General features: G+C 74.3%; 8 protein-coding genes and 1 pseudogene. All 9 read right to left on the bottom strand.

Going from position 1 to position 12,907, the window contains the following annotated elements:
* Window positions 1–9: 9 nt before the first annotated feature.
* On the bottom strand, window positions 10–1,101 hold the full coding sequence (locus tag AOK03_RS36635) for an ROK family protein (RefSeq protein WP_079075186.1): 1,092 nt from the start codon (window positions 1,099–1,101) through the stop codon (window positions 10–12).
* Complete coding sequence (locus tag AOK03_RS36630) at window positions 1,082–1,486, bottom strand: cupin domain-containing protein (protein WP_055569701.1); 405 nt, start codon at window positions 1,484–1,486, stop codon at window positions 1,082–1,084. Before AOK03_RS36630 ends, AOK03_RS36635 begins: the two co-directional genes overlap by 20 nt.
* Entirely contained in the window at window positions 1,479–2,663 is a 1,185-nt protein-coding gene (locus AOK03_RS36625; RefSeq protein ID WP_055569700.1) for a sedoheptulose 7-phosphate cyclase, read from the bottom strand. The genes AOK03_RS36630 and AOK03_RS36625 overlap by 8 nt, the downstream gene beginning before the upstream one ends.
* Entirely contained in the window at window positions 2,641–4,830 is a 2,190-nt protein-coding gene (gene malQ / locus AOK03_RS36620; RefSeq protein ID WP_079075185.1) for a 4-alpha-glucanotransferase, read from the bottom strand. The genes AOK03_RS36625 and malQ overlap by 23 nt, the downstream gene beginning before the upstream one ends.
* Complete coding sequence (locus AOK03_RS45280; RefSeq protein WP_425264446.1) at window positions 4,827–7,934, bottom strand: HAD hydrolase family protein; 3,108 nt, start codon at window positions 7,932–7,934, stop codon at window positions 4,827–4,829. Before AOK03_RS45280 ends, malQ begins: the two co-directional genes overlap by 4 nt.
* A 15-nt stretch (window positions 7,935–7,949) precedes the next feature.
* Window positions 7,950–8,876 (bottom strand): carbohydrate kinase family protein, encoded by a 927-nt coding sequence (locus AOK03_RS36610; protein ID WP_055569699.1) that lies wholly within the window; start codon window positions 8,874–8,876, stop codon window positions 7,950–7,952.
* Entirely contained in the window at window positions 8,873–10,051 is a 1,179-nt protein-coding gene (locus AOK03_RS36605; protein WP_055569698.1) for a sugar phosphate nucleotidyltransferase, read from the bottom strand. Before AOK03_RS36605 ends, AOK03_RS36610 begins: the two co-directional genes overlap by 4 nt.
* Window positions 10,044–12,179 carry a glycosyltransferase gene (locus AOK03_RS36600; RefSeq protein ID WP_244177891.1) on the bottom strand — a complete coding sequence of 712 codons (2,136 nt, stop codon included), beginning with the start codon at window positions 12,177–12,179 and terminating at the stop codon, window positions 10,044–10,046. Before AOK03_RS36600 ends, AOK03_RS36605 begins: the two co-directional genes overlap by 8 nt.
* Window positions 12,179–12,907 (bottom strand): annotated as a pseudogene (locus tag AOK03_RS36595) (hypothetical protein); the annotation flags it as partial. The gene AOK03_RS36600 and the pseudogene AOK03_RS36595, both read right to left, overlap by 1 nt.

Raw genomic sequence — 12,907 nt, 5'->3', positions numbered from 1 at the left:
GGTCGGTGGTCATCCGGAGGGCCTGTCCGTGCGGAGGGGGAAACGGGGCGGGCGTCCGTTCGGACTTCCGTTCGCGGCGGCGGTCCTGCTGGTCAGGAGGCGGCCCGCGCCGATCAGGCCGTGGTCGTCGTCGGGGGCGCCGAGGGTCACCAGGGCGTCCACGCGATCCGCGCCGAGCCCGAAGCACCCCTGGCGCACCAACTCCGCGACCAGCAGCTCCCGGTAGCGCTCCCCGACCGCCAGCGCGAAGCCGCCCATCAGGATGAAGCGGCACACGCCGATCGAGGTGAAGACGGCGGAGACGGCCTGGGCGAGCGGTACGAGAGTGCCGCGCAGGACCGCCGTGGCGAACGGGTCGCCCTCTCCGATCGCCTTGGCCAGCGCCGGATTCCCGATCGCGTCGGGATGGCCGCCCCCGCACAGCGCGGCGAGCCGGGACGCGGCGAACCCGGCCGGATCGGCGGCCGCCGTGCGCCGGGCCGCCGCGAGCACGCCGCGCCCGGAGGCCACGGCGCCCAGATGCCCCCGCCCGCCACAGTCGCACAGCGGCGCGTCGGGCGAGGGATCGCAGACCCAGTGCCCGAGTTCACCGCCGTGGCCCGCGGGGTCGACGAGCACGTCACCGCCGCGGAACACCTTGTTGCCGATGCCCGAGCTGACGGTGAGGAGACAGAACGGCTCGGGCTCCGTGGCGGCGTACCGCCAGGCCGCCGCCGTGAGGTCGTTGACGACGGCGACCGGCGCACCGATCCGCTCGCTCAACAGCGCGCCGAGGGGCAGGGGTTCGCCGCGCCGTCCCCACACCGTGGGTGCCGCGACGACAAGACCCTCCGCCGTCACCGGACCCGCGAAGGCGATCCCGACCGCGCGCGGCGCCGAACCCGTCCCGGCGCCGTGCCGGCCGACCTCGCGCACGATCTGCTCCACCACCCGCTCCTGGAGCTCCGGCACGGGGGCTTCCGGATGGAGGGCCATGCCCTCGACAGGGACGCGGCGCACCCCGGAGAGGCGGCCGGAAGCGGGGGTGTAACTCCCCACCCGCAGCGTGGTTCCGCCCACGTCCAGCACGGTGAAGGGCCGGTCAGCGTCCGTCGTGGTCATGCACTGCCTCCTCGAAGACCAGCAGGTGCAGATCCGTGGCGTCGGAGTCGTTGAGCAGGCCGTGCTCGCCGTAGGGTCGGTTGACGACGACGTCGCCCGTCGCGACCCGGAACTCCGCTCCGTCGCGGAACATCAGCCCGCTCCCGGAGAGCACGACGTACGTCTCACGGTCCGAGCCGTGCCGGTGCCTCCCGATGGACGTGCCGGGCGGCAGGACGGCCAGATCGATGAACTCGGCACCGGGAGCGCCCGCCTCGCGGGTGAAGATGCGGTGCGCGAGGATGGTGCCGAGGCCGCCGTGGTCGTGCTCCTTGGCGGTCAGCAGATCCCGTACGTTGGCCGGGCGCCCTCGGCCCGTCGCCGTCCCCGCCGCGTCCTCAGCCATCGCGCCGCACCGCCCGGTCCGCCAGCGCGTCCAGGGCCGCCCGCAGCGTCTCGGTCGGCAGGTGCTCCAGCTCGTCGACGAAAGTGGCCTTGCCGAGGGCGGTCGGCACGACCAGGTGCAGCTTGCGGCCGCGGCGCTGCCACGAGGCGCGCAGGGCCTGCGTCATCAGCTCGGGCGTGCAGGTGGCGGGGTCGTACACAGGCAGCCCGATCCGTTCGAGCAGGGTCACGATCCGCTCGCAGGTCTCCGCGTCGGTGAGGCCGAGGAGGCGCGCGAGGTGCGCGGAGAGTGCCATGTCGACGGCGACCGCCTCGCCGTGGGCCAGTCGGTGGCCGCCCGCCGTCTCGATCACCGGGCTGAAGGTGTGGCCGAAGTCGACGAGCCGGGCGAGCTCGTGCTCGCGCAGGTTGGGGCAGAGCTCCTCCATCATGAGCCGCATCGCGGTGCGGATGACGTACGTCTCCACATCGGCGCCACCCGTGCCGGAAGGGGCGCGGCGAAAGGCGTCCGGGTGCCGCTCCAGCGTCCTGAACAGGTCGCCGTCGAGGATCACCGCCATCTTCACGATCTCGGCGAGACCGCAGCGGATCTCGCGCGCGGGCAGGGTGTCCAGGAGCGCCGGGTCGTTGAGCGAGGCGTGGGCGGGGTGGTAGGCGCCGAACATGTTCTTGGTGTGCAGGGCGTTGACGCCGGTCTTGACGCCGACTCCGACGTCGACCTGGCCCACCAGGCTGGTGTTGACCTTGATGTAGCGGATGCCGCGGGCGTACATGGACGCGGCGAAGCCGACGACGTCCGCGACGATGCCGCCGCCCACCGCGAGCATCACGCCGTGCCGGTCCAGGCCCGCCGCCTTGGCGGTCGCGCAGATCTCCTCCACCGAGGTGAGCGACTTGTTGCGCTCGCCGGTGGCGATGGTGTGCACGCTCCAACTGCCCGGCTCCAGGCGGGCGGTGAGGTAGCCGCGCAGCCGCTCCCCGTAGATGCGGTCCACAGTGGGGCCGATGAAGGCCACCACGCGGCGGCCCGCCACGTACCGGGCGAGCAGCGGATTGTCCGGGTGGAAGACCCCGCCCGTGACGTCGACGCGGTAGCCGGTGCCGTCCGGTGCGAGCAGGTCGAAGCCGCCGGAGTCCTCACGGACCCCCTCGGCCTCAGCAAGAACCTGGCCTGCCATGACTCTCCTTGGTGTCGTTCTCGTTCACGTTCTCGGTGTCGTGCGTGTGGTGCTCGTCCGGGGGCCGGGTCCGGGGCGCGAAGACGTCGGCGAGGACGCGGACGAGCGTGGACGCGGGGAGCTCCTCCAGCGGGACCGGGCGGCCCCGCGCGTCCGCCACCGGCAGCCGCCAGTTGGGGTGCACGGTGGCGGTGCCCGGCAGGTTCTGCGGGCGGCGGTCGCCCGTCGCGTCCGGCAGCCAGACGCCGAGCATCCGGGCCGGGGTGAGGCGCAGGAACCGGTGCAGGGCGGCGATCTCGCCGTCCGGGTCGGGCAGCAGCCCCAGCCGGGCCAGCTCGGCGAGCCAGCCGTCGCGCTCGGCGGCGGCCGCCGCCTTCTCCTCGGCCGCCGGCCGGGTGAGCAGCCCGAGCCGCGCCCGCAGGTCCACGTGTTCGCCGGAGAGCCAGGCCGCCGTCGTGGGCAGGTCGTGGGTGGTGAGCGTGGCCAGACAGTCCGTCCGCCACTGGTCGGGCGGCAGCGGGCCCTGCCGTCCCGCGGAGCCGCCCAGGTACTCGAAGCGCTGCACGGACGTGCCGAGCATGCCGCGGGCGGCGAGCTCCTCGCGCATGCCGTCCTCGACGGTGCCGAGATCCTCGCCGATCACGCCCGCGTCCGCGCGGTACGCCTCCAGTGCGAGGACCCCGAGCATGGCGTCCCGGTCGTACTCGACGTACGTGCCCTCGGTGGGCGGACGCCCCTCCGGCACCCACCACAGCCGGGAGAGGCCCATCACGTGGTCGACGCGCAGGGCACCGGCGTGCCGCAGCCCGGACCGGAGCAGCTCGGCGAAGGGCCGGTAGCCCTCGGCGGCCAGGGCGTCCGGCCGCCAAGGGGGCTGGCCCCAGTCCTGGCCCCGCCGGTTGAAGTCGTCCGGCGGCGCGCCCACGCTCATGCCGGCGGCCAGACAGCGCTGCAGGGCCCAGGCGTCGGCCCCCTCGGGCGCCACACCGATCGCCAGGTCGTGGACGAGCCCGACCGGCATCCCGGCACCGACCGCCGCGGCCTGCGCGGCCGCCAGCTGCTCGTCGGTGACCCAGGCGAGCCACCGGTGGTGGTCGACGGCCCCGGCGAGCTCCTGCCGGGCCCGCGCCACGGCGGGGGAGCGGGGGTCGCGCAGCTCGGCGGGCCAGGACCGCCACGCCCCGCCGTGCACGTCGGCGAGCGCGCACCACGTGGCGTGGTCGGTGAGGCCCTGCCCCTCCCGGGCGACGAACGCGGCGAAGGCCGCGGCCCGCCCCGGCGACAGTGGCACGTCGTGCACGGCGCGCAGCGCCCGGTGCTTGAGGTCGCGCACGGCCTCGCGGTCGATGAGCGAACTCCCGTCCAGCACCGCTTCGTTCAGCTGTCGGGCGCGGGCGACGAGACGGTCCACGACGGGGCGCGCCGCCGGGTCGAGATACGCGAATTCGGGCACCGCCTCCACGCGGACGTGCATCGGGTCGGCGAAGCGCCGCGAGCTCGGCCGGTAGGGGGAGGGATCGGGCAGCGGGCCGGGCTCCGCGGCGTGCAGCGGCCCGAGCTGGACGAACCCCGCGCCCAGGGCCCGCCCCGACCAGGAGGCGAGCTCGGCCAGGTCGCCGAGGTCGCCCATGCCCCAGGAGCGGCGCGAGAGCACGGAGTAGAGCTGGACCAGGAAGCCCCAGGTGCGGCCCGGCGGGGCGGGCAGGCGGTCGGGCACGGCGAGCAGGGGCGCGTGCGCACGCCGCCCGTCGGGTGCGCGGACGTGGAGGGTGTGGTGGCCGGGAGGGAGTGCGGGCGTCAGGCCGGTGGTGCCGCCGGACTCCGGCCGGACGTGCACGTCGGCGCCCCGGGGGAGGTCCAGGGGGAGGGCAGGGAGCGCGGGCCCGTCGTTCGGGACACCCGCTGTGGGCACCCGCAGCACCACGCATGGCGGCAGCAGCCGCCCTGCCCGCTCCCGCCGGTGGGCTTCGAGGGCGGCGCGCGCCGTCGCCTCCGTCGACGCGTCCACGCCGCACGCCGCGAGGACGGCGACCAGCGTGTCCTGGGAGACGTCGACGCGGCGGCCCCGGTCGGTGGTGTAGGCGGCGGCCACGCCGTGGGCGCGGGCGAGTGCGGTGAGCGCGTCCGTTTCGCGCGGGCCGCCCGCGGTGGGGGAGTTCCTCGTCATGTGAGCGCCCCTCGTCTCGGTGCGGCGGTCGGCGCCGGGGTGAAGAGCCGTTCCAGGACGACGGCGACGCCGTCCTCGTCGTTGCCCGGCGCGATCTCGTCGGCCATGGCGCGCACCTCCGGATGGGCGTTGGCGACGGCCACCCCGTGTCCCGCCCAGGCGAGGAGCGGGATGTCGTTGGGCATGTCGCCGAACGCGACGGTGTCGGCGGCCGTGAAACCCAGGAGCCGGGCGGCCCGCGCGACCCCCGCGCCCTTGGTGACGCCGAGCGGCAGCACCTCCACCATGCCCTGCACGGAGTGCACGACGGACACGTCGTCGCCGCACAACCGCTGGGTGACGGCGGCCAGTTCGTCCTCCGGCACCCCTGGATGGTGCAGGACCAGTTTGTCGATGGGGCCGGACCACAACCGTTCGCGGTCGGCCGTCACGTCCCATCCGTGGCGCACCCGCTCGCCGAAGCGCGGCGTCACCTTGAAACGGCTCTCGGGCGGCGCCGTGACGACCCCGAGCTCCAGGGTGCCGAGCACCTCCTCGACCCGACCGACCACCGACCGGGCCAGTGCGAGGTCCAGCCGTGCGGAGTCGAGGAGGCGGTCCGCGCCCGCGTCGTAGAGCTGCGCGCCCTGCCCGCAGACCGCGATGCCCCGGTATCCGAGCGCGGTGAGGAACTGCCTGCAGGCGGCGGCGGGCCGCCCGGTGACGACCAGATGGTGCGCGCCCGCCCGGGTGGCCAGGGCGAGGGCCCGGCGGGTGCGGTCCGACACGGACAGGTCGCCGCGCAGCAGCGTGCCGTCGAGATCGGTGGCGACGACCCGGTAGGGCGGGGGCGCCGACCCGGCGACCGGGACCGCGTCCCAGGCGACCCGCCCCGAGCGCAGGGTCACCATGACGACGAGTTCCCGCCCCACGGGCGGCCCGTCCAGGGCCCCGCGGAACGTGCCGTCGTCCCCCGGCCCGAGCGCCAGGAATCCGGCCCCGCTCCCGACGGGCACGGCCTCGTCCGAGGCGACGGCTTCGGCGGCGGACTCCAGCGACGCGCCGGGCCGTGCCGCGGGACCGGGCGACGCCCCCGGCCTTGCCGCGCCCCCCGACTCCACGACCACCTCCACGCGCTCGGCCCCGGCGTGGACGTACTCGACCCGCCACCGGCCGCCGTCTCCCTCGCCGTCCGTGGGCGGGGTCAGACGGCAGCGGTCGGTGAGCCGCCCTGCCCAGTCGTCGCGGCCCGTGAGCGCCACGAGTTCCGCGCACCGCGCAAAGTCCGCGCGTGCGTGGGCCGCCTCGAAGAGCCGCTCCTGGGCGGCGGCGTCCAGCGGGGCGCACCGGGCGTACGTCGCCGCGTCGCCCCGCTCGGCCGCCGCCCGCGCGATCCGCTCGCCGTGCAGGGCGAAGTCCGCGTCGTCCAGCGCGTCGAACCAGCCGTAGGCGATCGTCTCCGCCACGGGGAGCGGGAGCCGTTCGCCGCGCAGCAGGGGGCCGAACGCGGCGAGGCGCAGCTCCGCGCTCCGCGTCCAGGTGAACTGACGGGCGACGCGGCGCGAGTTGGCCGACAGGCGGTCGTACGTGCCGGGGTCCTCGCGGAAGACCGCGGCGGCCTCCCGGATGCGCGCGGCCAGTTCGCGCGCGAGCCCGGGGTCGTCGTCACGGAACGAGCCGCGCACGGAGAACCCCGTCGCCGCCGGGTCGGTGAGCGGCCGCGCGTGCCCGAAGTGACCGGTGACCCGCTGGTCGGTGGCGATCGGCACGGCCCCGCACGCCATCGCCTCGGCCTGGGCGATGAGGAAGCCGTCCAGTTCGTACTTGGAGGGGTTGACGCAGAAGTCGGCGCAGGCCGCCTGCTCGAAGAGGGTGTCCTCGTCGGCCAGCCGCCAGTCCAGGTACACCTGGCCGGGGTGGCGGTCGGCGACGCTCTGGAAGTAGGCGTTCGCGACCGTCGCGGCGGACTCGCCGCCCCCGCCCGTCGAGCAGCGGATGACGAAGCCGATGTCCGGGTCGGTGGCGAGGACCTCCTCCACCGCGCGCATCAGCTCCAGCTGGCCCTTGTGGTGCACGGCGTAGCGGGCCGAGTGGAAGAAGACGGGGTGCGCCGGGTCGAGGCCGAGGCGGCTCAGGACCGCGGCGCGGTCCACGCTCCCCGGATCCCGGCCGAGCCAGCTGTCGGCCACCCCGCAGCCGCCCATCAGGAGCTTGTGCGGATGCGCGCGCAGCTCGCGGGCGAGGGGCAGCGTCTCGAAGAGCGCCTCGAAGGGGGTGCCTTCGAAGGTGCTGTAGTAGGCGCGTTGGCCGGGCGAGACGAAGTCGACGAGGTCCGCGTGCGCGGCGACCAGGGGGAACACGCCGACGTGATCGGGTCGGCGCTCCTGGTGCATCCGCGTGCCCGCCAGCGCCCGCGCCACGGTGGCCGCCGCGCTGTCCTCCGGTGGCAGCGGGCCGTCGAGCGCGTCGAGGTCGATGGCCTCGTCGGCCCCGAGCAGCGTGAGGAGACGTGCCACCTGCGGCCGGTAGACCTGCTGGCCGACCGGCGCGTTGGCCGCGACGGTGCTCACGGTGCGGTGCCGCGGGTCGGCGGCGAGCACCGGCGGCAGCAGGTAGTGGTAGTACGGCTCGAAGCCGTGGACGATCGAGGGCTCCGGCCCGGCCGCCTCGGAGACCGCGCCGGACCTCAGGAAGCGCACCCCGTCCACCTGGAAGACCAGCGGCTTGAAGTACGCCAGGTCCCTGCCCTCCAGACCGGGCGGTGGGTAGAGCCGGTCGGGCAGCAGGTCCAGATACGCGTTGGACAGGAAGTACACGTCCACGCCGTCGAGGCGGAGCCGGTAGGCGCGCGTGGTCAGCTCGACAGCGATCTCCGCCGGATGGCCGGGCCACACCTTGGGGTCGAGGACGAGCGGCACCACGTGGTCGGCGCGGTAGTCGAGCTCCTCGACCGGGAACGTCTCCCGGAGCCGGTCGAGATGGCCGTGCGCCGGGGTGATCACCGACACGCGGTGACCGCGTGCCGCGTATGCGCGGGACAGGTTCCAGACCAGCGGCGAGAGACCGCCCCGCATCAGCCGGTTGTCGAAACCGCCGCACTCGTACGAGAAGTTGATGATGTGCACGTGCCTGCCGCTCCCTCAGCCGGCCGCCGCGGCGCTCGCGCGCGCACACGCGCTCCGCAGCCCCAGCAGGTCGATGAACTCGGTGTGGGTGCCCGCGCTGCCGCAGGCGAACGCCCCGGACACGGACCCGGCGAGCACGCACTCCGCCACCGGCCGCCCCTCGAAGAGGGAGTGCAGGAACGCGGTGACGAAGGCGTCCCCCGCGCCGTTGCTGTCGACCACGGGCCGCTCCGGCCGCACCGCGGGGAAGTGCCGCACCTCCGTGTCGCCGCGCTCCAGGACGTGGCAGCCGTCCGCGCCGTCCGTGGCGACGACGAGGCGCGCCCTGCCGTCGTCGAGGATCGAGCGCAGCACCTCGTCGAGCCGGTCGTGGATCGCGGCCGCGCTGAGGAAGACGTGGTCGGAGGCGAGGGCGTAGGTGCGGTGGTGCGGGTTGTGCCCGTCCCAGTCGTGCAGGTCCGTCGAACAGGTCACGCCGAGCCTGCGGATGTCGTCGTACATGTCGCGGTTGGTGCCGGTGATGGAGAGGTGGACGTGCCGGGCGCGTTCCAGGTGCGGCAGGTAGAAGTCGCGCGGCAGCCGCAGGTCCGCGGGGTGCCGGCCGTCGTAGAAGGAGAAGCGGCGGCCCTGCGGGTCGACCAGGTTGACGCCGCGCGGCGTGCCGTGCGGCGACACCACGTGGCTGAAGTCGAGGCCGCGGGTGGCGTACGCGTCGAGGACGGAGCGGCCCTGCACGTCGTCCCCGAGGAAGTCGATGAACTTGGTGGCCAGGCCGAGGGCGTGCCAGCCGAGCGCGACCCCGTTGCCGGTGTGCGCCACGTAGTCGTACACGGGCGGCACGAACACCGAGTCGCCGGGCGGCAGGCGCAGCGCCTCGACGCGAACGATGGTGTCCACCCCGGCGCCGCCGACCACCAGGACGTCGTACTGCGGCTCGCTCATGCGCGTGCTCCCTCTGTCTCGTGGATGCCGGATGCTGTCTGCCGGATGTCCGTCTGCTGGATGTGCCCGTCCTCCAGGACGACCGCCGAGTCGATGTCGGCGCCCGCGGGGATCCTGGCGCCGGGCAGCACCACGCTGCGGCGCACCCGGGCACCCGCGCCGATGCGCACGCCGGGAAAGAGCACGCTGTCCTCCACCCGGCCGTCGTTGACCAGGTCCGCGGGGACCACCGACGCGCGCACCCCGAAGCGGTCCGACACCCAGGCGCGCCGCACGTCCGGAGCCACGGTCCACGGCATGCGCCCGACGGGGAGTCCGGCCGTGGGAGAGGCGGCGAGGGCGAGGTGCGCGCGGTGGTAGCGCTCGACGGTGCCGATGTCCTCCCAGTGCCCCGCCACCTCGTGGCCGCGGATGTGCTCGCCGGCCGCGAGCATCGCCGGGATCACGTCCCTGCTGATGTCGTGCTGCCAGCCGGTGCCGTCCAGCAGCTCCAGGTACCGGCGCAGCACGGCCGCGTCGAAGACGCAGAAGGCCGCGAACACCAGGTCGCTCGTGGCGACCTCCGGCTTCTCCACGAACGCGGTGAGCCGCCCGCGCGGGTCGAACTCGACCATGCCGAACAGGTGCACCCAGCGCGGGTCGATGCGCTGGTACGCCAGGGTGAGCGCCGCGCCCGAGGCGCGGTGGGCGTCGATCAGCGGCCGGTAGTCGAAGCGGTAGACGTGGTCGGCGTGCAGGACGAGGACGTGCTCCGGATCGCGTCGGCCGTCGGCGCCCTCGAAGACGTACCTGCTCTTGCGGATCAGCGCGTCCGCGGTGCCCCGCTCCAACGGCCAGGTGCGGGCGGGCAGTTCCGCCGGAAGCGCGGCCTCGGAGGTGGCGTACGCGGTGTCGTACGGGCCGAAGTGCACCCGGAAGTCAGGCCCCTGGTTCCACACCCGGTGCAGGTCGTCCATGAGCTGCCGCTCCTCGTGCTGGGAGAGCAGCAGCACCTCGCCGAGGCCCGAGGACCGCGCGTTGGCGAGGCTGAAGTCGATGAGACGGCAGGCCCCGCCGTACGGCACCAGCGGCTTGAGCCGCCCCGCACCGAGCGGCCCCATGCGCCGCCCTTCGCCGCCCGCGAGCAGCACCGTGCGGACCGCGCCCGTCGCGTGCGTCGCGTCCGGATCAGCCATGGTGCACCTCGTCCCATGTCACGCGCCCCGAGGACAGCGTCAGGAGCAGCCGTGCCCCGGGCCCATCGGGTGCCGGGCCGCTGAACTCGCCCGGTGCGGTGCGCTCCAGGGGCTGTACGCGGGGGAGGGCGCGGCCGTCCGCGCCCGTTTCGGAGGGGGTGATCAGCTCGACGCGCTCCGCGTGCGGGAGCCGGTAGACGATGCGGCCGTCGGCGCCCACGCGGCAGCGACCGCGCAGCCGGTCCACGTCCCGCCGCGGAATCGCCCCGCCCGGCGCCCGGTCGACGACCCGCTCGCAGGCGGCGAAGTCGGCCCGTCGCCAGGCCGTGCCGAAGATCCGGCGCGCGGCCTCGGCGTCCAGGGGCGCGTGGCGCTCGTAGACGTCCACGGCGCCGTGCGCGACGGCCGCCTCCTTGACCGCCTCGGCCTCCGCCGCCGTGTCCCGCAGCTGCTCGAACCAGCCGTGCCGCAGGGCGAGTCGGACGGGCGGCTCGGTGGGCTCGCCCCGCCAGAGGCGGCCGAAGGCGGCCAGATGCAGCTCGGCGCAGCGCTCCCAGGTGAAGGCGCGCGCGACGGCGGACGCCCGCGCCGACAGCTCCCGGTAGCGGTCCGGCTCGTCGGACCACAGCGTCACCGCCTCCCGGATCCGGTCGGCGAGCGCCGCGGTGAGCAGCTCGTCGTCCTCGGCGAACGACCGGTTCACGGCGAATCCGGTGCCCGTCGCGGGGCCCTCGGCGTGCCGGAAGTGCGCCATGCCCTCCTGGTCGGTGGCGATGGGCACGGCGCCGCACGCCATCGCCTCGCCCTGCGCGATCAGGAAGGTGTCCATCTCGAACTTGGACGGGAAGAGGCAGAAGTCGCAGCTCGCGGCGTACGCGAACACCCGCTGCTCGTCGACCCGCTCCCACTCCAGGTGCAGTCGGCCCGCGTGCCGTCGCGCGACCTCGTGGAAGTAGGGGTCGTCGATGCCCTCTCCGGCGATGCAGCGCAGCACGAAGTTGGCGGCGAGCCCCTCGCTCAGCACCCGGTCCACGGCCCGGACCAGCTCCACCTGGCCCTTGTGGTGGACCGCGTAACGCGCGTTGTGGAAGAAGGTGGGCAGGGCGGCATCGAGGCCGAGGCCGCCGAGCACGTCCGCCCGGTCGACGTCGGCCGGGTCCCGGGCGAGCCACTCGTCGGAGATGGCGCACCCGCCCACGAACATCTTGTGAGCGTTGCGCCGCACGACATCCGCCATCGGAAGCCGCTCGAAGAGCTCGGCGAACGGGGTGTCGCGGAAGGAGGCGTAGAAGTCCAGCTGCCCGGGGGAGAGGAAATCGATCAGGTCGGAGTGCTCGGCGGTGAGTTCGTAGAGCGCGACGTGGTCGGGCGGGTAGGCGTAGTGGAGGTGGGTGAGCTGCTGGTACTGGAGAACGGCCGCCGGATACGGGCCTTCCCCGCGTTGCGCGTGAGTCGTCGACTCGGCCTTGGCGTCGAGGAGTTCGAGGAGCCGCCGAACCTTCGGCCCGTACACCTTCTTCGCGATCGGCATATTGCTCTGCACCGTGCTGACGACCAGTTTCGCCGGGTCGTCGCGCAGCGCGGCGGGCAGCAGATAGTGGTAGTACGGCTCGTGCGCGTGCACGATCGCCCGCTCGTCGCCGAACCAGCCGCGCAGGAACCGCACGCTGTCGACCTGGAAGACGAGCGGCTTGAAGAAGACCAGGTCGCGGCCCTTGGCGGAGTAGGGCGGATAGAACGTGGTCGGCAGCCGGTCGAGGTGGTCGTTGGAGAGGAAGTACAGGTCGACGCCGTCCAGCCGGATGCGGTGCGCCGTCGTGCGCAGCTCGATCGCGGCCTCGGCGGGGAAGCCCCGCCAGACCTGCGGGTCCAGGACGAGCGGAAGGGTGTACGTGTCCTCGTACGGCAGGTCCTCCACGTCGTAGCGCGACCGCAGGTCGTCCAGCCTGCCGTGCGCCGGAGTGACGATGGAGACCCGGTGGCCGCGCGCGGCGAAGGCCCGCGAGAGGTTCCACAGGTACACCGAGGTGCCGCCCTGCAAGAAGGTGTGGTCGAAGCCGCAGCACTCGAAGTAGGTCTCGATGATGTGCATGCGGGGCTCGACCGGTACGCCGGTCTCGGAAGTCATCACGGCCTCACGTCCTCGGGTTCGCGGTGGGCGCCGCTGCCGCCCTCGCCGAGCCGCAGGGCGTGGCGCAGGTCGATCGCGGCGTGGTAGGGGCGCGTGTGCGCGTGGTTGTAGGCGAGTTCGTGGAGCAGTCGGCGCAGATAGAGCAGCCGCCGCAGCGGTCCGGCGGACGCGGGGCCGAGGAGCAGCTCGCGCACGCGCTCCCGCCAGTGGTCCGCGACCGCGAACACCTGCCGCAGTTGGTCCTGTTGGGCCGCGGGCAGGTGGGGTGCGCCGTCGAGCGAGCCGAGCATGGTCTCCAGGGAGTCGACCTCCAGGCGGCCGGCGGTCTCGAAGGCGGCCTCGTCCGCGGCGAAGTACTCCAGGCCTCGCTGCAGCGCGACGAGGTCCTCCAGCGGTGACTGCGCGGCCCAGCCCGGTGCGGTGGGAGCGGTGCTCGGGGTGGAGAGGTCGATCAGGGTGGGCGGCTGCCACAGCAGGTGCGACAGATGCAGGTCGCCGTGGCAGGGGCCGCCCGTCCAGAGGGCGCCCGGCCGCTCCAACTCGGCTCGCAGGGAAGCCACTTCCGCGTCCATGGCGCGAAAGGCGCGCCGCACGGCCCGAGCGGGCAGTGCCGCATCGGCGGTCGTGCGGTCGTGCAGCGCGGCGAGCCGGTGCTCGGCCTGTGCGAGCTGTTCGGCGGCCGGGTAGGCGGGCTGCGGAGTGCCGTCGCCGAGGCGGTCGGCCAG

This window comes from Streptomyces atriruber (assembly GCF_001418325.1).
Taxonomy (GTDB): Bacteria; Actinomycetota; Actinomycetes; order Streptomycetales; family Streptomycetaceae; genus Streptomyces; species Streptomyces atriruber.
The sequence above is the reverse complement of the archived record's forward strand: the minus strand, read 5'-3'. Positions and strand labels throughout refer to the sequence as shown.